The 21,038-nt window shown below is 56.3% G+C and carries 23 protein-coding genes; 13 read left to right on the top strand and 10 right to left on the bottom strand.

Going from position 1 to position 21,038, the window contains the following annotated elements; all coding sequences use genetic code 11:
* Nucleotides 1-17 precede the first annotated feature (17 nt).
* Nucleotides 18-845 (bottom strand): 2,5-didehydrogluconate reductase DkgA, encoded by an 828-nt coding sequence (gene dkgA / locus IM317_RS01585; protein WP_033146647.1) that lies wholly within the window; start codon nt 843-845, stop codon nt 18-20.
* A 105-nt stretch (nt 846-950) separates the two neighbouring features.
* Entirely contained in the window at nt 951-2,114 is a 1,164-nt protein-coding gene (yqhD, locus tag IM317_RS01580; RefSeq protein WP_033146646.1) for an alcohol dehydrogenase, read from the bottom strand.
* A 195-nt stretch (nt 2,115-2,309) separates the two neighbouring features.
* On the opposite strand from yqhD, the gene IM317_RS01575 reads away from it, so the two are divergent.
* Nucleotides 2,310-3,209: an AraC family transcriptional regulator gene (locus tag IM317_RS01575; protein ID WP_033146645.1), complete on the top strand. Its 900-nt coding sequence runs from the start codon at nt 2,310-2,312 to the stop codon at nt 3,207-3,209.
* A gap of 44 nt (nt 3,210-3,253) precedes the next feature.
* On the opposite strand, the gene yghB is transcribed toward IM317_RS01575, so the two are convergent.
* Together yghB and metC are read right to left on the bottom strand one after the other, a co-directional pair.
* Nucleotides 3,254-3,913, bottom strand: coding sequence for a DedA family general envelope maintenance protein YghB (gene yghB, locus IM317_RS01570; protein WP_023309176.1), 660 nt, complete (start codon nt 3,911-3,913; stop codon nt 3,254-3,256).
* 143 nt (nt 3,914-4,056) lie between these two features.
* Entirely contained in the window at nt 4,057-5,244 is a 1,188-nt protein-coding gene (gene metC / locus IM317_RS01565; protein ID WP_033146644.1) for a cystathionine beta-lyase, read from the bottom strand.
* A 251-nt stretch (nt 5,245-5,495) separates the two neighbouring features.
* On the opposite strand from metC, the gene exbB reads away from it, so the two are divergent.
* Both exbB and exbD read left to right on the top strand, forming a co-directional pair.
* On the top strand, nt 5,496-6,227 hold the full coding sequence (gene exbB / locus IM317_RS01560; protein WP_023333405.1) for a tol-pal system-associated acyl-CoA thioesterase: 732 nt from the start codon (nt 5,496-5,498) through the stop codon (nt 6,225-6,227).
* Nucleotides 6,228-6,231: 4 nt separating this feature from the next.
* Nucleotides 6,232-6,657, top strand: a complete 426-nt coding sequence (exbD, locus tag IM317_RS01555) for a TonB system transport protein ExbD (RefSeq protein WP_023309173.1) — start codon at nt 6,232-6,234, stop codon at nt 6,655-6,657.
* Between the two features lie 42 nt (nt 6,658-6,699).
* Here the strand turns inward: exbD and IM317_RS01550 are convergent, their stop codons facing one another.
* Nucleotides 6,700-7,149: a hypothetical protein gene (locus IM317_RS01550; protein ID WP_032659963.1), complete on the bottom strand. Its 450-nt coding sequence runs from the start codon at nt 7,147-7,149 to the stop codon at nt 6,700-6,702.
* Between the two features lies 1 nt (nt 7,150).
* Nucleotides 7,151-7,555: a hypothetical protein gene (locus IM317_RS01545; RefSeq protein ID WP_023309171.1), complete on the bottom strand. Its 405-nt coding sequence runs from the start codon at nt 7,553-7,555 to the stop codon at nt 7,151-7,153.
* A gap of 103 nt (nt 7,556-7,658) precedes the next feature.
* On the opposite strand from IM317_RS01545, the gene IM317_RS01540 reads away from it, so the two are divergent.
* The 4 genes from IM317_RS01540 to IM317_RS01525 all read left to right on the top strand — a co-directional run bounded on the left by IM317_RS01540 (nt 7,659) and on the right by IM317_RS01525 (nt 11,006).
* Entirely contained in the window at nt 7,659-8,162 is a 504-nt protein-coding gene (locus IM317_RS01540; protein WP_023309170.1) for an ESA_00282 family adhesion-associated protein, read from the top strand.
* An 81-nt stretch (nt 8,163-8,243) separates the two neighbouring features.
* The gene (locus tag IM317_RS01535; RefSeq protein ID WP_023309169.1) at nt 8,244-8,732 is read left to right on the top strand and encodes a TIGR00645 family protein; all 489 of its coding nucleotides are present in this window, start codon (nt 8,244-8,246) and stop codon (nt 8,730-8,732) included.
* A gap of 345 nt (nt 8,733-9,077) precedes the next feature.
* Entirely contained in the window at nt 9,078-10,625 is a 1,548-nt protein-coding gene (locus tag IM317_RS01530; RefSeq protein WP_033146642.1) for a methyl-accepting chemotaxis protein, read from the top strand.
* A 126-nt stretch (nt 10,626-10,751) separates the two neighbouring features.
* Nucleotides 10,752-11,006, top strand: coding sequence for a hypothetical protein (locus IM317_RS01525; protein WP_023309166.1), 255 nt, complete (start codon nt 10,752-10,754; stop codon nt 11,004-11,006).
* Nucleotides 11,007-11,127: 121 nt separating this feature from the next.
* Here the strand turns inward: IM317_RS01525 and IM317_RS01520 are convergent, their stop codons facing one another.
* The 4 genes from IM317_RS01520 to yghU all read right to left on the bottom strand — a co-directional run bounded on the left by IM317_RS01520 (nt 11,128) and on the right by yghU (nt 13,344).
* On the bottom strand, nt 11,128-11,454 hold the full coding sequence (locus tag IM317_RS01520; RefSeq protein ID WP_032640599.1) for a DNA-binding protein: 327 nt from the start codon (nt 11,452-11,454) through the stop codon (nt 11,128-11,130).
* A gap of 12 nt (nt 11,455-11,466) precedes the next feature.
* The gene (locus IM317_RS01515; RefSeq protein ID WP_033146641.1) at nt 11,467-11,799 is read right to left on the bottom strand and encodes a type II toxin-antitoxin system RelE/ParE family toxin; all 333 of its coding nucleotides are present in this window, start codon (nt 11,797-11,799) and stop codon (nt 11,467-11,469) included.
* Between the two features lie 193 nt (nt 11,800-11,992).
* The gene (locus IM317_RS01510; protein WP_029740720.1) at nt 11,993-12,325 is read right to left on the bottom strand and encodes a hypothetical protein; all 333 of its coding nucleotides are present in this window, start codon (nt 12,323-12,325) and stop codon (nt 11,993-11,995) included.
* A gap of 152 nt (nt 12,326-12,477) precedes the next feature.
* Nucleotides 12,478-13,344, bottom strand: a complete 867-nt coding sequence (gene yghU / locus IM317_RS01505) for a glutathione-dependent disulfide-bond oxidoreductase (protein ID WP_023309162.1) — start codon at nt 13,342-13,344, stop codon at nt 12,478-12,480.
* 245 nt (nt 13,345-13,589) lie between these two features.
* Here yghU and IM317_RS01500 point away from each other — a divergent pair, with 245 nt between their 5' ends.
* From IM317_RS01500 to gss, 6 genes are all read left to right on the top strand, one after another.
* Nucleotides 13,590-15,179, top strand: coding sequence for an ABC transporter substrate-binding protein (locus tag IM317_RS01500; protein ID WP_033146640.1), 1,590 nt, complete (start codon nt 13,590-13,592; stop codon nt 15,177-15,179).
* A 45-nt stretch (nt 15,180-15,224) separates the two neighbouring features.
* Complete coding sequence (locus tag IM317_RS01495; protein WP_033146639.1) at nt 15,225-16,178, top strand: ABC transporter permease; 954 nt, start codon at nt 15,225-15,227, stop codon at nt 16,176-16,178.
* Nucleotides 16,179-16,183: 5 nt separating this feature from the next.
* On the top strand, nt 16,184-17,029 hold the full coding sequence (locus IM317_RS01490) for an ABC transporter permease (protein WP_033146638.1): 846 nt from the start codon (nt 16,184-16,186) through the stop codon (nt 17,027-17,029).
* Nucleotides 17,022-17,999, top strand: coding sequence for an ABC transporter ATP-binding protein (locus IM317_RS01485; protein WP_033146637.1), 978 nt, complete (start codon nt 17,022-17,024; stop codon nt 17,997-17,999). The genes IM317_RS01490 and IM317_RS01485 overlap by 8 nt, the downstream gene beginning before the upstream one ends.
* Nucleotides 17,996-18,973, top strand: a complete 978-nt coding sequence (locus tag IM317_RS01480) for an ABC transporter ATP-binding protein (RefSeq protein ID WP_033146636.1) — start codon at nt 17,996-17,998, stop codon at nt 18,971-18,973. The genes IM317_RS01485 and IM317_RS01480 overlap by 4 nt, the downstream gene beginning before the upstream one ends.
* A 111-nt stretch (nt 18,974-19,084) precedes the next feature.
* Nucleotides 19,085-20,950, top strand: a complete 1,866-nt coding sequence (gss, locus tag IM317_RS01475) for a bifunctional glutathionylspermidine amidase/synthase (RefSeq protein WP_033146635.1) — start codon at nt 19,085-19,087, stop codon at nt 20,948-20,950.
* The last annotated feature ends 88 nt before the right edge of the window (nt 20,951-21,038 follow it).

Below are 21,038 nucleotides of genomic sequence, written 5' to 3'. Positions count from 1 at the left end.
CCGGCTTTTTTACGCGATTACCCGCCAAACTGGTCCGGGTCCGGGCCTAAACGTTTACCCTTATCCAGCTTCGCAATCTCACCCAGCTCGTCTTTGTCCAGACGGAAATCCCAGACGTCGAAGTTCTCGGCGATGCGCGATGGCGTGACCGATTTCGGGATGACCACCAGGCCGTTGTCCAGATGCCAGCGAATGACGATTTGCGCCGGGGTTTTACCGTATTTATCCGCCAGCTCACGGATAATCTTTTGATCAAACACCCCTTCGCCGCCCTGCGCCAGCGGGCTCCAGGACTCGGTCTGGATTTTATGCGTAGCGTTCCAGGCGTGTAGCTGGCGCTGCTGCATCAGCGGGTGCAGCTCGATCTGGTTAATCACTGGCGCAACGCCCGTTTCGTCAATCAGCCGCTGCAGGTGATGAACCTGGAAATTACAGACGCCGATGCTTTTCACCAGCCCCTCTTTCTGCAGTTCAATCATCCCTTTCCAGGCATCAACGTAGTGATCGATAGCCGGAACCGGCCAGTGCATCAGCCAGAGATCGACGAAATCGAGCTGGAGTTTCTCCAGGCTCTCCTCCAGCGCTTCGCGGGGACGTTTTTGATCGTCGTTCCACAGTTTCGTGGTGATGAATAACTCATCGCGGGGGACGCCAGCGCTGGCCAGTGCCTTACCCACGCCGTCCTCGTTTTTATATGCGGCGGCGGTATCAATGGACCGATAGCCGACTTCCAGGGCTTTATGAATGGCGGAGACGACCTCGTCGTTACCGGCTTTCCATACACCTAGCCCCAGCTGGGGCATCACGTTGCCGTCCTGCAGCTTGATTACGGTTTGGTTTGCCATTTTTCCTCCTTCAGGTGCGCATCGCCGGAGGGTTCCTCCGGCGATGGGTTGTGCATTAAGTCTGGACGAAATGTCAAAAAACGAAAGTCGGGAGGGCAAAAACGCTTAGCGTGCCGCTTCGTAGATGCGACGGCTCACGTCGAGCGTAATATCGCCGTGCTCGCCCAGGTGGGTCATGCCGTGCTCTTCGAGTTTCGCCAGCAGGGCAGGGATGGAGCTGCCGTCCAGGCCGTAGCCGGACAGACGCGTTGGCACGCCCAGACCTTCAAAGAAGCTGCGGGTCGCTTCGATGGCGGCATCAATACGCGCATCGTCAGAACCCTCGGTGATGTTCCACACGCGCTCGGCATACTGCAGCAGTTTGGCACGCTTGGTATCCCGTTTTTCGTTCCACAGGGCAGGCAGCACAACGGCCAGCGTCTGAGCGTGATCCAGACCGTGCATCGCCGTCAGCTCGTGGCCCAGCATATGGGTTGCCCAGTCCTGCGGCACGCCAGCGCCGATCAGGCCGTTCAGCGCCTGCGTTGCCGCCCACATGACGTTGGCACGAACGTCGTAGTTTTCCGGCTCTTTCAGCGCTTTCGGACCTTCTTCGACGAGCGTCAGCAGAATGCCTTCCGCGAATCGATCCTGAATTTTGGCATCTACCGGATACGTGACGTACTGCTCAACGGTATGAACAAAGGCATCGACCACGCCGTTCGCCACCTGACGCGCAGGCAGGGTGTAGGTGTAAACCGGATCCAGGATCGCGAACACAGGCTGAACGTGTTCGTTCATAAAGGCCTGTTTGTCGCCGGTCGTTTTACGGGAGATCACCGCGCCCTTGTTGGATTCAGAACCGGTGGCCGGCAGGGTCAGCACGGAGCCCATCGGGATTGCGCTTTTAATGTCGCTGCCGCGGGTTTCCAGAATGTGCCACGGATCGATGCCGTCAGCGTAGTGCGCTGCCGCCGCGATGAACTTGGTGCCGTCCAGCACGGAGCCGCCGCCGACGGCCAGCAGGAAGGTGATATTTTCTTCGCGGGCAATTTTCACCGCGTTCATTAGCGTTTCGTAAGACGGATTTGGCTCGATGCCGCCGAACTCACGCACGTCCAAACCGTCCAGGGCGCTGTAAACCTGATCCAGCACGCCGGTTTTTTTCACGCTGCCGCCACCGTAGGTGATCAGTACGCGGGCGTCAGCGGGGATCTGCGCGCGCAGATCGGCGATAGCATCTTTACCAAACAGAATGCGGGTTGGGGTGTGAAGATTAAAGTTGTTCATTGCTCGTTCCCTTTAGTGGGTGAAAAACCGTGGTGGCGCAGAGGGCGACCTGATGCTGCACATTGTGGCCGTCCGGGGCTATCCTCTCAATGCACATTCCTGCCGATGTCTTGCCCATTTCTACAGAGCGCTGGAGAAAGCGCGGAAAAGCACGCACACTGTCAACGTCGGAAACCGTACCCGGAGTAACGTAATATGAACCGTGAAGCGATCTGCCATCAGCTCACTGCGCAGATTAAAAGACTGATAGATAAAGAAAATGGCGTCAGCGATCTGCTTCCTGACATTCGCCTGCTCTACGGCACGCAGCCCGGGACGCGCACGCCGGTCATGTACCAGCCGGGCATCGTTTTTCTCTTCTCGGGCCATAAAATTGGCTATATCAACGAGCGCGTGTTCCGCTACGACACCAATGAATATCTGCTCCTGACGGTACCTTTACCCTTCGAATGTGAAACCTTCGCGACAGAGGCCGTTCCGCTGGCCGGTATTCGCGTCAACGTCGATATTCTTCAGCTGCAGGAGCTGCTGATGGATATTGGCGAAGACGAATTCTTCCAGCCGTCTATGGCGTCGAGCGGGATTAACTCGGCGACGCTGTCGGAAGAGATCCTCTGCGCCATTGAACGTCTGCTGGACGTGATGGAAAGGCCGCTGGACGCGCGTATTCTGGGCAAACAGATCGTCCGCGAAATTCTCTACCACGTGCTGCTGGGCCCGGGCGGCGGGGCGTTACTGGCTCTGGTGAGCCGACAGACCCACTTCAGCCTGATAAGCCGCGTGCTCAAGCGTATCGAAAGCCAGTACACGGAAAACCTCAGCGTCGACCAGCTGGCGGCGGAAGCGAACATGAGCGTCTCGGCGTTTCACCATAACTTCAAGTCGGTAACCAGCACCTCGCCGCTGCAGTACCTTAAAACCTACCGGCTGCATAAGGCGCGGATGCTGATGATCCACGACGGCATGAAGGCCAGCGCGGCGGCGATGCGGGTGGGTTACGAAAGTGCGTCGCAGTTCAGTCGGGAGTTTAAGCGATATTTCGGCGTCACGCCGGGAGAAGATGCATCACGTATAAGAACGATGCAGGGAGCTTAAGCTTTTCCCCTCTCCCCTATGGGGAGAGGGTCAGGGTGAGGGTATCAGGCGCTGCAGTACTTTTTCTTTATCACTACCGCGATGGTTCCCACCAGTCCTGCCACCAGCAGGAACATCGGCAGCACCATCAGGAAGGTCATCACCTGATCTTCATGGTGTTTCACAAAGGGGATCATATTCAGCGCGTAGCCGAGCGTGGTGACCACACCCACCCACAGCAGGGCGCTGAGCCAGTTGAAGAACTGAAAGCGGCGGTTTGACAGACCGGAAATGCCCGCCATCGTAGGCAGAAGCGTGCGAACAAACGCGAGGAAACGCCCCGCCAGCAGTGCCAGCAGGCCGTGGCGATCGAACATGCAGGTCGCACGCTGATGATATTTATGCGGTAACTGCGCCAGCCAGCCTTTCACGACGCGGGTATTCCCGAGCCAGCGGCCCTGCAGATAGCTCAGCCAGCAGCCCAGGCTTGCTGCGGAAGTGAGAATAACCATCGTTGGCGTGAAGTCCATGACGCCTTTCCCGATTAACGCCCCGGCAAGTAAAAGCAGGCTGTCACCGGGTAAAAAAGAGGCTGGCAGTAATCCATTTTCCAGAAACAGAGTTGCGAACATCACGAGGTAAACGATACCGACGACGTGAGGATCCGCCAGCGCGGCAAAGTCGTGTTGCCAGAGCGCCGCGATAATATCTTGAATAACAGCCATGGACTTTCCTGTGGAACAGCAGATATAGCGCTATTGTACTCCCTTATTCGCCCGTCGGGTTTGATCCCGGGCGCAACTCAAGCAGACTTTTCTGCTTGCGGTGTCCACAAAAGCGTCCAGGGAGTACATTTTCAGCCAGCACTCTACACGATACGCTCGAACCCTGCTGCTAAATCGGCAATCAGATCGTCAACGTTTTCTAAACCGATATGCAGTCGAATCAGGGTACCGCTGAAGTCCACTTCACCGCCGGGACGCAGAGCCGCAACCTGTTCCGGCTGGTTAGGCAGGATCAGGGATTCAAAACCGCCCCAGGAGTAGGCCATGCTGAAGAGGGTAAAATTATCCAGATAGCTCGCCAGCTCGTCGTGATTCAGCCGCTTTTTCAGTATGAACGAGAACAAACCGCTGCTGCCCGTAAAATCACGCTGCCAGAATTCGTGGCCTTTACTGCCCGGTAACGCGGGATGATTCACGCGCTCAACCAGCGGATGCTGCGCCAGCCATTCGGCCACCTTCAGGCTGCTTTCATGGTGCTGACGCAGGCGAACGCCCAGCGTGCGGAGTCCGCGGCTGGTCATGTAGGCCGTGTCTGCATCCACCATCTGGCCCATCAGGTAGGCATTTTCACGCAGCTGATCCCAGCAGCGCGCGTTGGAAACCGCGGTGCCAATCATGCCGTCAGAGTGGCCTATCAGGTATTTCGTCGCCGCCTGAATCGAGATATCAATGTCGAACTCCAGGGCTTTAAACAGCACGCCCGCCGCCCAGGTGTTGTCGATCATCACGATCGCCTCTGGCGCTTTGCTGCGCACGGCCTTCACGATAGCCGGTACGTCGTGAACTTCCATGGTGAGCGATCCCGGAGATTCCAGGAACACAATGCGCGTGTTTGGCTGAATAAGTTCGGCAATGCCTTCACCGATCAGCGGGTCGAACCAGCCGGTCGTTACGCCGAGCTTGCTGAGGATTTTGGTGCAGAAGTCCTGGCTGGGCTCGTAGGCGGTGTTGGTCATCAGGATATGGTCGCCCTGTTCCACAAACGCCAGAATGGTGTTGGCGACCGCCGCCGCCCCGCACGGGAACAGCGCGCAGCCCGCGCCGCCTTCCAGCTCGCACATCGCTTCCTGAAGAGAGAAATGGGTCAGCGTGCCGCGACGGCCATAAAACAGCCCGCCTTTCGCGCGGTTACGCGTGGCGATTTTTTTCTCCTCTACGGTATCAAACACCAGCGAGGAGGCTCGTTGAATCACGCTGTTGACCGATCCCTGCGTATATTTTTTGCTGCGTCCTGCCTGTACCAGCGTGGTATCAAGATGCTTCTTTGTCATGTTCGCTAACCCTGTTTTTATACGTCTGGACGTCCAGACTACCACGATTGGAAAAAACTGCACCCCGGGGCTTATCGAATAAGCAGAAAATATTAGCAAAAATTTGCATAAGAAATTTTTACTGCGTAAGCGCAAGGAAAGTGAACGAAAATTACGGCACCATGCAAATACTAATGAGAACTACTATCAATTCGACGACGTTTTGATATTATTACGTTCAGATTTTGTGATTTGCGTCCTGGAGATACAGAGTGGGTAATAATTTGATGCAGACGGATCTCTCCGTTTGGGGCATGTATCAGCATGCTGACATCGTGGTTAAGATTGTGATGATCGGCCTGATTCTGGCGTCCGTTGTCACCTGGGCTATCTTCTTCAGCAAAAGCGCCGAGCTGCTTTCGCAGAAGCGTCGCCTTAAGCGGGAACAGCAGCAGCTGGCTGAAGCCCGCTCTCTGGATCAGGCTTCAGATATGACCTCATCCTTCCACGCGAAAAGCCTGACCACCCTGTTAGTGAACGAAGCGCAGAACGAGCTGGAACTCTCCGCTGGCAGTGAAGATAACGAAGGGATCAAAGAACGTACCGGTTTCCGCCTGGAGCGTCGCGTTGCGGCCGTTGGCCGACACATGGGACGCGGCAATGGCTATCTGGCGACCATCGGCGCGATCTCACCGTTCATCGGTCTTTTCGGAACGGTCTGGGGCATCATGAACAGCTTTATCGGTATCGCGCAGACCCAAACCACCAACCTGGCGGTCGTGGCGCCGGGTATCGCAGAAGCGCTGCTGGCGACGGCAATCGGTCTGGTCGCCGCTATCCCGGCGGTGGTTATCTACAACATCTTCGCACGCATGATTGGCAGCTACAAAGCCACGCTGGGTGATGTTGCCGCGCAGGTTCTGCTGCTGCAAAGCCGCGATCTCGACCTGAACGCCAGCTCGGTTAAGCCGGTGCACGCGGCGTCTAAACTGCGCGCAGGTTAAGAGTATGGCGATGCGTCTAAACGAAAATCTGGACGATAACGGCGAAATGCATGAAATCAACGTGACGCCGTTTATCGACGTCATGCTGGTTCTGCTGATTATCTTCATGGTGGCCGCGCCGCTGGCGACGGTGGATGTGAAGGTGAATCTGCCCGCCTCTTCCAGCCAGCCCCAGCCGCGCCCGGAGAAGCCTATCTACCTGTCGGTGAAAGCGGATAAATCCATGTTCCTCGGGAACGACCCGGTGACGGCCGACTCGGTCATCCCGGCGCTGGAGCAGCTTACGGGCGGTAAGAAAGACACCACGGTCTTCTTCCGCGCGGATAAAACCGTTGATTATGAAACCATGATGAAGGTAATGGACACGCTGCATCAGGCGGGTTACCTGAAGATTGGACTGGTCGGCGAAGAGAAAGCGGCCTCGAAGTGATAAAGAAGCTGGCGAAAGCCGGCTTTTTTTATGCCTGTCGGTTTATGCGTTTTTATTATCCGTCGGTGCGGTAGAAGGGGTTGCCAGCGCGTCCTCATCAAGCGCCACGCAGGTGACGTTTGAGGTACGGTACTCACCGTCGGACAGCTTGCGCGTCAGACGCAGGGTGGCGATTTCTCTGGCAAGCAGATACTGATAATTGGCCTCAAGACGTCCCAGAAGCTTCTCTTTCAGCTCGGGACGCTGCTCTATGATGGCGTTCATCACGGCACCGTAAATCTCTTCTTTGACCTGTAGCGGATAAATTTCACGGCGATTCTGCCATTTCAGACGAACCAGCGTCGCCGGGATCGATACCAGGTCTTGCGTAATACGCGTCATCTCGTCATTTTTTGTGTTTCTTAGCGCGTCGAGATTTTGCTTTAAGATAAATTCATCACTTTTTTTATCATCTAAAGTCAAATAAACGTCGTTGTTTTTAACTTCTTTCACGTTAATCTTCCCCCAGGCTATAAAAGATTGGGTTGTTTTTTTCGCGCGTAATTAAATTAAGCCAAATTTCATTGCCCGCTTCATTAATTTCTTCGGTTTTTTCAGCCATTATTTGACTTAGTTTCTGGGCATCTATTTCACCCTCGGCCTGCAGGTCATTCAGCAGGTGGACAAAGGCTTCAATTTTTATGGCGCGAAATAAGCGGTCTTTAATATGGCGATCGTGCTCTTCCAGCAACATATTTCGGGATTTGCCAGTTCGGGAAACACCAATTAATATATCGGGCTCGAAATCAGAGAGCTTTCTTTTCCCCTGAGTGAAACTGGCCTCTTTTTCTGCTTCCGTCGGTTGCTGTTCCACAGGCGTAATGTGGTACTTAGCCGGGACGAGATAGTCGGGCAGCATTTTTAATTTCCTTTATTTTCAACAGGGTGGGGTTGGTAAAGGCGTGAGATTCGTTGACAATATCATGAGGCAAATTTAAAATCAAAAAAAATGGAGCCTACCCATGAACAGCATCTTTTTTACGGTCATCACATTACTATTACTGACCGCTGGTGTGCTTTTATTGATGCAGGAGTTCAATAAAACGAAAGTGTCGAAAGACACCAGTGAACCCCCGCAACCTGAACTGATGACAAAAGAGGAAGGGGAAGACCATTTCTCTGTATTGATGAACTCCGTTACGCCTGTCTGGTACTGGCGGGTGAACCACGAATATATTGACTTTTTACACGCGACAATTAAGCGCATGAAAATGTCGGAAATTAATGACACGCCTGGACTGTTTGAGGCACAGCGTCGCTGTAGCGATCTGAATTCAGCAGTCTATAAATATTATGACAATATTAAAAAGCGCTGTCTTAACGGCGAGAAGGTCTCTTATTCCGATCTGGACGTATTAAATTTGCGTCAGTGTTTTCGCGAGTTCAGTCTGGAAGCCTATCCTGAACTGGTGGCGCTTGTCTGGCCGGAGTACGCACGTCCCGAGGTTAACCCAGACAACGTCTGAGTGACGTACCGTTGAGTTATTGCAAACAGCCAGCGCCGTTGAGATATACTGGGCGCTGGTTTCTTTTGCAAACAGGACTCTATGGAACGCTTTTTTGAAAATGCCATGTACGCCTCCCGCTGGATACTGGCCCCCGTCTATTTTGGCCTCTCGCTGGCACTTATCGCACTGACGATTAAGTTCTTTCAGGAAATCTGGCATGTTCTGCCGAACATTTTTTCTATTGCCGAAGCGGATTTGATTCTGGTTCTGCTGTCGCTGGTGGACATGACCCTGGTGGGCGGGCTGCTGGTGATGGTGATGTTCTCCGGCTACGAGAATTTTGTCTCCCAGCTCGATATCGACGAGCGTAAAGAGAAGCTCAGCTGGCTGGGCAAAATGGATGCTTCGTCGCTGAAGAATAAAGTGGCCGCGTCGATTGTGGCGATCTCCTCTATCCACCTGTTGCGCGTTTTTATGGACGCGAAGAACGTGCCGGATAACAAACTGATGTGGTACGTCATCATCCACCTGACGTTTGTGCTGTCTGCGTTTGTGATGGGGTATCTGGATAAGATCAGTAAGAAATAAAGTACACCTTACCCCTCACCCTAACCCTCTCCCCAAAGGGGCGAGGGGACCGCTCGGTGCGGCCTTTCTCCCTCTCCCTGTGGGAGAGGGCCGGGGTGAGGGCATCAGACAGCACTATTTATCCGACGACGCCTGCCACAGATTCAAAGCGCTTTCCCACTCTGCACTTATCACATCACAAATTGCATCACTAAGCGCGGGCCTAATGATTAACGGCAGCTGTGTGACCAGTGAAGCCACGCTAATTAAAAATGATCACAAAACGTTATAATTTCCCTCTTTCCTGCCGATAACGAGAGTAGTACTCGCCTCTGGGCGAACTCACCCTCACGGCAAGGAAGACTTATGAATATGCTCCGTAATTTCACGATCCGTTTCGTCATGCTGACGATTCTCGGGATCTTTTGTTTAATGTGGGCGGGCGTTGGGTTGTACAGCACCTGGTCCCTTTCTCGCGTATCGGATGGCAATGAAGTCGATCGCCAGCTGGTTAAACAGATGACGGTACTCAGCCAGGGTAACGATCAATATTTCCGCTTTGTGACCCGTCTGAGCCGCGCAATGGAAGTCAAAGCCGCAGGCGGCACGCCGGATCTGTCCTCCGCCCAACAGGCGCTGGATAACATGGGCAAGAAACTGGCCGAGATGAAAGCGATCTCCTCAGGCCCGATGGACGAGCAGGTCTCTTCACGGGTGATCGGCTCCTGGCAGGCGCTGCTTGAACAGGGCGTAACGCCGCAAATGCAGCAGGCGAAGCAGGGGGCTCTGGAGGGGTATCGCCAGCAGGCCAACAACGTCACGCCACCGCTGAGCCGCGCGTTCGGTGCGGCCGCTGAGGCGTTCAACAATGCCGCCGCGAAGTCGCTCGACAGCACCCGCGTGGTCGTGGACGGCCTGACAAGCATGACCCGCACGGTGATTATCGTCGCCACGATTATCGGCCTGCTGATCCTGCTCTTCACCGACCGTTACCTGGTGGCGATGCTGGTCAAACCGCTGGCTCGCATTCGCCAGCAGTTCCGCCAGATTGCCCAGGGCGATCTCAGCCAGCCCATTGAGCCGTTCGGCCGCAACTGCGTGGGGCAGCTGGTGCCGCTGCTGAGCGCGATGCAGGACAGCCTGCGCGAAGCGGTCAGTACGATTCGCTCCGGCAGTGAAAATATCTGGCGCGGTGCGACGGAAATCTCCAGCGGTAACAACGATCTCTCTTCCCGTACCGAAGAGCAGGCGGCTGCGCTGGAAGAGACGGCAGCGAGCATGGAACAGCTAACCGCCACGGTGAAACTGAACGCGGAAAGCGCGCGTCAGGCCAGCCAGCTGGCCGATGTCGCCTCAACTACCGCCAGCCGCGGCGGCTCGCTGGTGGAAGAGGTGGTGACCACCATGAGCGGTATTTCGGAAAGCTCGAAGAAAATTGCTGAAATCACCAATGTGATCAACAGCATTGCCTTCCAGACCAATATTCTGGCACTCAATGCGGCGGTTGAAGCGGCGCGCGCGGGTGAACAGGGGCGTGGTTTCGCGGTAGTGGCAGGCGAAGTGCGTAACCTGGCAAGCCGCAGCGCCAACGCGGCTAAAGAGATTGAGGGGCTGATTACCGATTCCGTTTCCCGCGTAGAGCAGGGGGCGCAGCTGGTCAGCGACACCGGCACCACCATGGATGCGATTTTGCGCGACGTGACGGAAGTGACGACCATCATGAAGCAAATCGCTTCCGCCTCTGAGGAGCAAAGCAAGGGTATTTCGCAGGTCGGGATTGCCATTACCCAGATGGACGGCGTGACCCAGCAAAACGCCTCGCTGGTTGAAGAAGTTTCTGCCGCGGCGGCGGCGCTGGAGCGCCAGACCGAAGAGCTTCAGCGCTCGGTGCAGAAGTTCCGCCTGACGGCATAACGCAACCTATAAGGCCGCCTTGTGCGGCCTTATATTATTAACGTCTTCCCCATTCAGCCCCTTCTGAAACTGCTATTCTTTTGCTAACCCCCTGACGTTCTGGGCTCTCTTCTCCGAGGTGTTGCTATGAACAGATCGTTATCTGTCATTCCTGTCCTTTCTTGCATTCTTCTGATGCTGTTCTCGGTTTCTGCCAGTGCGACCCAGCAGGCGCAGGAGCGGCGCGTGGCGCGTGATGTCAGGCAGGAAACCCGCGACGCGTCGCGGCAGGTGAAGCAGACCTGCGTGGCGAACAATAACCAGAGTAATCACGACTGCCGTCAGGACAAGCGTCAGATGAAACAGTCCGGAAGACAAAAAGCGCGGGACATTAAGTATTAATGCAACAGATGAGGCGGCATGCAGGCATGTCTCTTACCGCCTTTTCCAATGGCGTTTCAGCATGACGATCGTCATTGATGCTTCGCCCGGCCAGAACTTAGGGCGTATTTTGACGTGCGTCTCACGCTGGTGCGTTTAACCCTGCAGCTGCAATTCTGGAAATCGGATATCCCGTTGCGGATGCCACTTCCGCAATACGCTTAAATGAAGGGTTACCGTTTGGTGAAAGTGATTTATAGAGTGATTCGCGAGAAATGCCTGCACGTTTAGCAATGACGGTCATCCCGCCAGAGGCTTCAATCACATGTCGTAAAGCCAGCATGAACGCCTCATAGCCTCCGGGCTCGTCAATTTCAATAAAAGCCTGATGAAGATATACGGGCGCGAAATCCGGAGAATCTTTCAGGAGCTGTACCATTGCGTCATCATGAAGTACTGATTTAGCCATTCCGATTTCCTCTTATATCCTGCGCTTGTAGTCGTTGAGATACTCAACGGCCCTGTCAATATCTGCATTTTGCTTTTTTTTCGTTCCAGTCAATAGCACCAGACTCACTGCGCCATCTGCCGGATCGAAGACTTCGCTGAAATAGACGCGGTAACCCGGCCCCTGGTCAATCCTGAGTTCTGAAACGCTCTCTCTGCATGGCTTGCAATCACCATAGTTACCCGTAGACATTCTGGCGACACGTGTAGCAATCATGGCTTTAGCTATGGGATCTTTCACACTTCTCAGATATGCATCAAAAGGGTCGTACCCGTCTGCTGTGATGTAGTGTTTGACCTTAGCCATTATTGTAGCCTGTAGTTTACGATAAGCAAATGCATTGTAATCTTCAGGCTACGACAGGCAACTGTTCACAGGGTTGTGGCAGTGGGGAAGATGTGATTTCTGAAAGCAGATCGCAAAAATTTGAGACCTTGTGCGGAGGGATGACTGCATAACAACGAGGCCGGGCTTGCAGAGCGCTGCCCGGCTGTATTTATCAGTGCGTCGCTTCACCAATCAGCGCGCCCGTGCCCGCACCAACGGCTGCACCTTTCAGCACGCTCTTGCCGGTAACCGCTGCGGCACCTGCGCCCACGGCAGCCCCTACCGCGCCGCCCTTACGCGCGGCTTTACCTTTGCCGCCGTTTTTGAACATGGCACCGGTGCCTGCGCCCACGACGGCGCCGCCAACGGTCGATTTCAGATCTTTGCCTGTGGCCGCACCAATGGCCGCGCCTGCTACCGCGCCAGCGGCGGTTTTGTCGATGGCCATTCCCGAGGTGGAAAAAATGAGGGCGCTGATAACCAGCGTTGTTTTAATAAGTTTCATAACAGATCCTTTGTGACTGCTGTCGGTTGAGACGTCGTTTCTCACGCGAGAAAAACGTCCAGATAGTGCCAGCAATACCGGCTCAACCTTTAAGCTAATCATGCCCTGGGCTGGGATCTCAGTTGCCGGGCGGGGACCCGCCCGGCTGAACATTACGCCTGACGCTTATCTTCCGTATTGGTATCGAAGTCGCTCGCCGCGTGGCGTTCGTGGAGCTGCTCGTTCAGCTCGCCGCTGGTGCGGTTAACGATACGGCCGCGCTTAACGGCATGGCGATTCGCCACGTCTTTCGCCCAGCGCTGCACGTTTGTGTACTTCTCTGCATCGAGGAACTCGGCGGCGTTATAGACGCTGCCAAGCGCCACGCAGCCGAACCACGGCCAGATGGCGATATCCGCGATGGTGTACTCTTCACCCGCCACGTAGCGACCGCGCGCCAGCTGTTTATCCAGCACGTCGAACAGGCGCTTGGCTTCCATGGTGAAGCGGTCAATCGCGTATTCAATTTTTACCGGCGCGTAGTTGTAGAAGTGGCCAAAGCCGCCGCCGAGGAACGGCGCTGCGCCCTGCAGCCAGAACAGCCAGTTCAGGGTCTCGGTGCGTCCAGCCGGATCTTTCGGCAGGAAGTGACCGAATTTCTCTGCCAGATAGAGCAGGATATTGCCGGATTCAAAGACGCGCGTTGGCGGGTTCGTGGAGTGGTCACGCAGCGCCGGTATTTTCGAGTTCGGGTTCACCTCAACAAACCCGCTGGAGAACTGATCGCCCTCGCCGATGCGGATCAACCATGCGTCGTACTCCGCGCCCGTCACGCCCAGCGCCAGCAGCTCTTCGAGCATGATCGTCACTTTCTGACCGTTCGGTGTTCCGAGAGAGTAAAGCTGCAGCGGGTGGGAGCCCACGGGCAGATCTTTCTCATGGGTCGCGCCGGAAATCGGGCGGTTGATGTTGGCGAACGCGCCGCCGCCGTTCTTTTTCCATTCCCATACTTTTGGTGGCTGATACGTGTTGTCTGACATGTTGGCCTGCCTTTTGAGTGATGTGTTGAGGCAGTGTAGCAGGAGATTTGTGAAGCGTTTAACGAACTGAGCGTAATCGATCTGCCGCTATTCCTTCCGGCGCTTATATATATCAAATCCGGCATAAGCTTAATCGAAAATCGCATTTTCATAATTAATGCGTAAACCGATAAAGCTGAATATGATGCTTCAACATAAATAAAAGATGCAGTAATAAACACTTTATAAGGCAAGGAGTTAGTGAGATGCGCAAGCTTCTGTTATCGGCAGTGGTCGTTTCGCTCGCGTTAGGCCTGGCGGGCTGTGATGATGCGAAAAATAAAGAGACAAACAGTGCGGCTGCGGCAAAAAACGACGCGCCAAAAGAGGGCGGTTCGCTAATTATTGGAATTACCTCCGGCGACCCGTTAGCCGTTAATCCGCTCTATGCCAGTGACCGTACGACGTTAACGATCATGCAGGCGCTCTATGCCCCGCTGTACAGTTTTAATAACGGCAACATTGAGTGGGGCCTAGCGGAAAGCCTGACGCCTTCCGCCGACAACCTGAGCTATACCCTGACGTTAAAACCCAACCTCAAATGGCAGGACGGCCAGCCGCTGACGGCGGACGACGTGGTCTTTACGTTCAATAAGCTGCTGGATGCCAAACAGCACAGCTTCTTCCGCAGCATGTTCACCTACGGCGACAAGCCGGTACAGGTGAGCAAGGTGGATGAGCGCACCGTCAAATTCACCCTACCGCAGGTCAGCGCGGCCTTTACCGGCACCCTGGTACAAATCTACCCGATCCCGCAGCACGTGTTCGCCGGTGAAGGCGACCTGGAAAAGAGCAGCAAAAACGATGCGCCCGTGGGTTCTGGCCCGTTCAAATTCAAAGAGTACCGCGCCGGGCAATATTACGCCCTGACCCGTTTTGACGATTACTGGAACGGCAAAGCGAAGCTTGATTCGGTCACCTACCGTTTCGCCAAAGACAGCAACGCCGCCAACCTTGCGCTGCAAAACGGGGAAATCAACCTCAAGATGGTTGACCCGCAGGACGTGAACCGCCTGAAAAATACCGGTAAGTTTGACTTCGTGGTCTATCCGGAAGGCCGTCTGGCCTATATGACGTTCAACCAGAACGTGCCGGTGATGAAGAGCAAAGCGCTGCGCCAGGCCATCGCGTATGCCATCAACAAAGACGAGCTCACCCAGACCGCCTTTACCTCGCTGGACTACGCTAAACCGGCGACCTCCTTCCTGACGCCAGATACGCTTTACAAGACGGATGACGTCGAGCAGTACAAGTTCGATCTGCAAAAAGCCAAAGAGCTGCTGAAGACGTCCGGCGCGCCGGACAATCTCAAGCTGCGCCTGGCGTATGTGAACACCAACAAAACCCAGGAGAGCATGGCGCTCTACATTCAGCAGGCGCTGAAGGGCATTGGGGTGAACGTGGAGCTGATGCCGCTGGACTCCAACGCCATGTCTCAGCGCAGCCTCGATATGAACAACACCGCGTGGGAGCTGAACCTGGGCGGCTACATCATGGGCTCCGAGCCGGACGGTTACAAATCGCTGTTCATGAGCAACGAAGCCTATAACTACGCGCACTACAAAAATCCGCAGTTTGATGCCCTGTGGGATAAAGGCGCAGTGGAAACCGACGCCGCAAAACGTGCCGATATCTACAAGCAAATTCAGCAGACCGTGGCGAACGATATGACCTACTACCCGATCGCCTACACCAATGCGACCGTCGCGGTGGACAAGCGCTTCGGCGGCACCCAGGAAGCGGAGCCGAAACCGGTCTATCTGTTCCAGGATCTGTCAAAAATCTATCAGAAATAAGTGATTGCCCCGGCCGTCAGGTCGGGGCCTTGGTAAGGGCACGTCGTGAACACACTCCTCACGCGTCGGCTGCTGCAGCTGCTGCCGATGCTGTTTTTTATTTCACTGGTGGCGTTTCTGCTGGTCAAGCTCGCGCCCGGCGATCCGGTGGCGGCGTACATTACGCCGCGTATGGCCCCGGAGGATATCGAACGTATTCGCCAGAGCCTGGGGCTGGATAAGCCGCTGGTCACGCAGTACGTCCTGTGGCTGAAAAACGTCCTGCAGGGCGATCTCGGCTATTCGCTGATTTATCACCGCCCGGTGCTGGAGATGATCGGCGAACGCATTCCGGCCACGCTGGGGCTGATGGGCGCGTCGCTGATGATGGCGATCGTGCTGGCGATCCCGCTGGGCCTGCTGGCCGGGGCATTTAAGCACCGCTGGCTGGATCATCTGCTCAATTTATTCGCCTATATCGGCATTTCTGTTCCGATATTCTGGTTCGGCATCCTGCTCATCACCATTTTTGCCGTGCAGCTTAACTGGTTCCCCAGCATGGGGATGCGCACCATCGGCATGGAGGATAACGGGCTGGATCTGCTGCGTCACGGCGTGCTGCCGTGTATTGCCCTCACGTTCTACAACCTTTCCAGCTACGTGCGCTACATCCGCTCCAACACCATCTCTCAGCTCTCGGCCGACTACGTGCAGACCCAGCTTGCCTACGGCGCCACGCGTTCCAGTATTCTGTTCCGCCACGTGCTGAAAAACGTGCTGCTGCCGGTGATTACCCTGTTCGGCCTGTCGTTCGGAGAGCTGATTGTGGGGGCCTATGTGACGGAAAGCGTCTTCTCCTGGCCGGGGATGGGGCTGCTCGGGATCCAGTCGATCGCCTCGCTGGATTACCCGCTGATTATGGCGATCATCATGCTCTCGTCGATGATGCTGATCGTCGGTAACCTGATCGCCGACGTGCTTTATCGCTTCGCCGATCCCCGCATTCGTACGCTGAGGTAACCCGGATGAGCAGACGCTGGCAGCAGGTTCGTCACCAGCTGCGCCGCAACCGTCCGGCGCAGTTCTCTCTGTTTGTGCTTTTTATTTTCGTCGTCGCCGCGCTCTGTGCGGGGTTAAGCCCGTACGATCCGGATCGGATGTCGCTCGGCGCGCGCACGTTGCCGCCGGATGCCGCGCACTGGTTCGGCACCGACGAATACGGCCGCGACTACTTCACCCGCGCGCTGTATGGCGGCCAGATCTCCCTGATGGTCGGTTTTCTGGCGATGCTCTTTTCCACGCTTATCGGCACGGTGGTGGGAACGGTGAGCGGCTATTTTGGCGGCTGGCTGGATAACCTGATGATGCGCGCCGTGGATATCCTGATGGCCATTCCGGCCTTCTTCCTGCTGCTGGTAGTAAATGCTTACCTCAAGCCGGGCGTGGATAACATCATTCTGATTATCAGCCTGCTGACGTGGATGAACATGTCGCGCCTGGTGCGTGCTGAAACCCTGTCGGTGAAAGAGCGCGAGTACGTGCTTTATGCCCGCGCGTCGGGGGAGCATCCGCTGCGCATCATCGTGCGCCACATTATTCCCGGCGTGCTGCCGACCATTATCGTGGCGGCCACGCTCAATATCGCCTCGGCCATTCTGATGGAGTCAACCCTCAGCTTCTTAGGGCTGGGCGTGCAGGCGCCCGCGGCGTCGTGGGGAAGCATGCTTAACAACGCGCAGTCTTATATTGGCGAAGCGTCGTGGCTGGCGATGTTCCCCGGCATTCTGATCCTGCTGACGGTGTTCAGCTTTAACGTGCTGGGCGATGTGTTCCGTACCGCCTTTGAGCCGGGAGCGAATCGCGATGAGTAACTTATTAGCGCTTGAGAACCTGCAAACCACGTACCGCACCCGCGAGGGCGAGGTTCACGCGGTGCGCGGCGTGAGCTTTCAGGTTCAGCCGGGGGAACTCGTCGGCATCGTCGGCGAGTCGGGCTGCGGGAAAAGCGTCACCTGTAAGTCGATTATCCAGCTTCTGGGGAGCAACGGACGGATAACCGGCGGCAGCATCCGCTTCCAGAATGAGGATCTGGCGCAGAAAACGCCCGCGCAGATGCGCGCCATTCGCGGCAACCAGATCGCGATGATTTTTCAGGATCCAATGACCGCCCTGAACCCGGTGTTGACCATCGGCAAGCAGATGGCTGAGATCCTGATGCGCAACAAAGGACTCAGCAAAAAAGCGGCCAAAGCGGCGGCCATCGCCATGCTGGAACAGGTAGGCATTGCCGGGGCGGAACGGCGATACGACCAGTATCCCCACGAGTTCAGCGGCGGGATGCGCCAGCGGGTGATGATCGCCATTGCGCTCTCCTGCAACCCTAAGCTGCTGATCGCCGATGAACCGACCACCGCGCTGGACGTGACCATTCAGGCGCAGATCCTGCGCCTGCTGAAAAGTCTGCAGCAGCAGACCCGGACCGCGATTTTGCTGATCACCCACGATCTCGGCGTGGTGGCGCAGGTCTGCAGCCGCGTGGTGGTGATGTACGGCGGGCTGGTGATGGAGGAGGGGAGCGTAGAGGACATTTTTTATCGCCCTGCGCATCCTTACACCCAGGGGCTGCTGGCCTCGCTGCCGCGCCCGGATGAGGTCAATCAGCGTTTATCGCCGATCGAAGGTTCGCCGCCTGGCCTGCTTAACCCGCCGCCGGGCTGTCCGTTCGCGGAACGCTGCCCGAAACGCATGCCCCAGTGTGAACGGCAGCCCGCATTTTACACCGCCGGAGAGGGCCATCGCGCCGCCTGCTGGCTATGGGCAGACAAGGAGATTCAGGCATGAGTGAACAACTGGCGCCATTAGTGAGCGTGCGCGATCTGCGCAAGCACTATCCGCTCAACGGCGGTTTGCTGCGTAAAGGCGTGGCCGTGAAGGCGGTTGATGGCGTGAGCTTTGATATCCAGCCCGGCGAGACGTTTGGCCTGGTGGGGGAGTCAGGCTGCGGAAAATCCACCCTCGGGCGCGCCATCCTGCGCCTTTTCGATATCACCTCGGGCGAGATCCACTTCGCCGGGCAGGCGATTGCTCACGCCCACGAAAGAGAGCTTAAGCCGCTGCGTAAACGGATGCAGGCGATTTTTCAGGATCCTTACTCCTCGCTCAACCCCGGAATGACGGTGCGACAGCTGGTGGCCGAGCCGATGCAGATCCACGGCTACAGCCGCGAAGAACAGCGGGAACGTACGGAAACGCTGCTCTACAAAGTGGGGCTGAAGCACGAGCACCTTGAACGGTTCCCGCATGAGTTCAGCGGCGGCCAGCGTCAGCGCATCAGTATCGCCCGCGCGTTGTCCGTGCATCCTGAATTTGTGCTGTGCGATGAGCCGCTCTCTGCGCTGGACGTCTCGGTGCAGGCGCAGGTGGTGAATATTTTACAGGATCTGCAGCAGGAGCTGGGGCTAACCTATCTGTTCATCGCCCACGATCTCTCCATGGTTCGCCATATCTCCAGCCGCATTGGGGTGATGTATCTCGGCAAACTGGTGGAGGTGGCCCCGGCGAATGAACTGTATCAACGTCCGGCGCACCCTTACACCCGCGCGCTGCTGGCGGCGGTTCCCCAGCCCGATCCGCGCATCCGCAATCTCGAAGACGCCACCCTGCGCGGCGACATTCCCGGCCCCACGTCCGCGCTGCCGGGCTGTAAGTTCTGCAGCCGCTGCCCGCACGCCATGCCGGTGTGCCAGACGCAGGAGCCTGCCATGCAGGAGATCGCGCCAGGGCATTTCGCGGCATGCTGGCTGTTTAACATGTAGTTAATGCGCCGCGCAGGTGTATGATAAATGTCCCTCTGTCAGGTTAATTACAACGTGCAGACGACGACAACCCTTAAAAAAATTGCCGCCTGCCTGTTTTAGGTTGGATACATGCGTAAAGGAAAATTAAGCAGTGATGCGCCATTCGGGACATTGTTAGGCTATGCGCCCGGTGGCGTGGCGATTTACTCTTCAAATTACGGCAGTCTGGACCCGCGCAGCTACCCGCAAGACGCCGATTTTCGCAGCTATATCGGCAACGAATACATGGGCCACAAGTGGCAATGCGTTGAGTTTGCCCGCCGTTTCCTGTTTCTCAACTATGGCTTCGTGTTTACCGATGTCGGCATGGCGTGGGAAATCTTCTCCCTGCGCTTTTTGCGGCAGGTGGTGAACGATAACATTCTGCCCCTTCAGGCCTTTGCCAACGGCTCAAAACGCGCGCCGCGCGCCGGGGCGCTGCTGATCTGGCAAAAGGGCGGCGAGTTTCACGAGACCGGCCACGTGGCGGTGATCACCCAGCTTCTCGACGATAAGGTTCGAATTGCGGAGCAGAACGTGATTCACTCCCCGCTGCCGCTCGGGCAGCAGTGGACGCGCGAGCTGCGTCTGAGCGTGGAGAACGGGTGTTACACGATCCATGACACCTTCAACGACACGGAGATTCTCGGCTGGATGATCCAGACCGACGACGCGGAACACAGCATTCCCCAGCCGGAAATCGACGGCGAACTGTTGAAAATCAGCGGCGCGCGGCTGAAAAACAAGCGTCAGTTCGACGGCAAATGGCTTAACGAAAATGACGCGCTGCAGCAGGCGTATATCCGCGCCAACGGCCATGTGATCAACAAAGATCCCTGCCAGTACTTCACCATTACCGAAAGCGCCGAGCAGGAGCTGATCAAGGCCACTAACGAACTGCACCTGATGTACCTGCACGCGACGGACAAGGTGCTGAAAGACGACAGCCTGCTGGCGCTTTTCGACATCCCGAAAATCCTCTGGCCGCGCCTGCGCCTCTCATGGCAGTGGCGTCGCCACCATATGATCACCGGTCGTATGGATTTCTGCATGGATGAGCGCGGCATTAAGGTCTACGAGTACAACGCCGACTCCGCCTCCTGCCATACCGAGGGCGGGCTGATTCTCGAAGAGTGGGTGAAAAACGGCTATCGCGGCAACGGGCATAACCCGGCGGAAGGGCTGCTGGAAGAGCTGACCGGGGCGTGGAAGCACAGCCACGCGCGGCCGTTCGTCCACATCATGCAGGACAACGATGTCGAAGAGGATTACCACGCGCTCTTTATTCAGCGTTCGCTGATGCAGGCCGGGTTCGAGACCAAAATCCTGCACGGGCTGGAGGCGCTCAGCTGGGATGCCGCCGGACAGCTGATTGACGACGAAGGTCGCCACGTCAACTGCGTGTGGAAAACCTGGGCGTGGGAAACGGCGATAGAGCAGATCCGCGAGGTCAGCGAAACAGAATACGCCGCCGTGCCTATTCGGACCGGACATCCCGAGGACGAGGTGCGCCTGATTGACGTCCTGCTGCGCCCGGAGGTGCTGGTCTTCGAACCGCTGTGGACCGTGATTCCCGGCAACAAGGCGATTCTCCCGGTACTGTGGCAGCTGTTCCCGAATCACCGTTATCTGCTCGACACCGATTTTGAGGTTAACGATCTGCTGAAGCAGACCGGATATGCCGTCAAGCCGATTGCCGGCCGCTGCGGCAGCAATATCGATCTCATCAGCGCTCAGGACGAACTGCTGGATAAATCCAGCGGCAAGTTTGTCGACCGCAAAAACATCTACCAGCAGCTGTGGTGCCTGCCGAAGGTCGACGGCAAGTACATACAGGTCTGCACCTTCACCGTGGGCGGGAACTACGGCGGAACCTGTCTGCGCGGCGATGACTCGCTGGTGGTGAAGAAAGAGAGCGATATCGAGCCGCTGATTGTGGTGAAGGACTCGCTATAAAAATCTCCCCGCAGGGCTGAGGGTTGCCTACAAAATAATGCCTGCACGGACGGCCCCCTCTCCCTTGAGGGAGAGGGCTGGGGTGAGG

It is taken from the genome of Enterobacter cloacae complex sp. S3 (assembly GCF_014930495.1).
GTDB classification, from domain to species: Bacteria; Pseudomonadota; Gammaproteobacteria; order Enterobacterales; family Enterobacteriaceae; genus Enterobacter; species Enterobacter asburiae_B.
This window is presented reverse-complemented; position numbering and strand designations above follow the sequence as displayed.

Coding starts and splice junctions, on each gene's coding strand:
- dkgA (WP_033146647.1), bottom strand. CDS start 845: ATGGCAAACCAAACCGTAATCAAGCTGCAGGACGGCAACGTGATGCCC.
- yqhD (WP_033146646.1), bottom strand. CDS start 2,114: ATGAACAACTTTAATCTTCACACCCCAACCCGCATTCTGTTTGGTAAA.
- IM317_RS01575 (WP_033146645.1), top strand. CDS start 2,310: ATGAACCGTGAAGCGATCTGCCATCAGCTCACTGCGCAGATTAAAAGA.
- yghB (WP_023309176.1), bottom strand. CDS start 3,913: ATGGCTGTTATTCAAGATATTATCGCGGCGCTCTGGCAACACGACTTT.
- metC (WP_033146644.1), bottom strand. CDS start 5,244: ATGACAAAGAAGCATCTTGATACCACGCTGGTACAGGCAGGACGCAGC.
- exbD (WP_023309173.1), top strand. CDS start 6,232: ATGGCGATGCGTCTAAACGAAAATCTGGACGATAACGGCGAAATGCAT.
- IM317_RS01545 (WP_023309171.1), bottom strand. CDS start 7,555: ATGCTGCCCGACTATCTCGTCCCGGCTAAGTACCACATTACGCCTGTG.
- IM317_RS01540 (WP_023309170.1), top strand. CDS start 7,659: ATGAACAGCATCTTTTTTACGGTCATCACATTACTATTACTGACCGCT.
- IM317_RS01535 (WP_023309169.1), top strand. CDS start 8,244: ATGGAACGCTTTTTTGAAAATGCCATGTACGCCTCCCGCTGGATACTG.
- IM317_RS01530 (WP_033146642.1), top strand. CDS start 9,078: ATGAATATGCTCCGTAATTTCACGATCCGTTTCGTCATGCTGACGATT.
- IM317_RS01525 (WP_023309166.1), top strand. CDS start 10,752: ATGAACAGATCGTTATCTGTCATTCCTGTCCTTTCTTGCATTCTTCTG.
- IM317_RS01520 (WP_032640599.1), bottom strand. CDS start 11,454: ATGGCTAAATCAGTACTTCATGATGACGCAATGGTACAGCTCCTGAAA.
- IM317_RS01515 (WP_033146641.1), bottom strand. CDS start 11,799: ATGGCTAAGGTCAAACACTACATCACAGCAGACGGGTACGACCCTTTT.
- IM317_RS01510 (WP_029740720.1), bottom strand. CDS start 12,325: ATGAAACTTATTAAAACAACGCTGGTTATCAGCGCCCTCATTTTTTCC.
- yghU (WP_023309162.1), bottom strand. CDS start 13,344: ATGTCAGACAACACGTATCAGCCACCAAAAGTATGGGAATGGAAAAAG.
- IM317_RS01500 (WP_033146640.1), top strand. CDS start 13,590: ATGCGCAAGCTTCTGTTATCGGCAGTGGTCGTTTCGCTCGCGTTAGGC.
- IM317_RS01490 (WP_033146638.1), top strand. CDS start 16,184: ATGAGCAGACGCTGGCAGCAGGTTCGTCACCAGCTGCGCCGCAACCGT.
- IM317_RS01485 (WP_033146637.1), top strand. CDS start 17,022: ATGAGTAACTTATTAGCGCTTGAGAACCTGCAAACCACGTACCGCACC.
- IM317_RS01480 (WP_033146636.1), top strand. CDS start 17,996: ATGAGTGAACAACTGGCGCCATTAGTGAGCGTGCGCGATCTGCGCAAG.
- gss (WP_033146635.1), top strand. CDS start 19,085: ATGCGTAAAGGAAAATTAAGCAGTGATGCGCCATTCGGGACATTGTTA.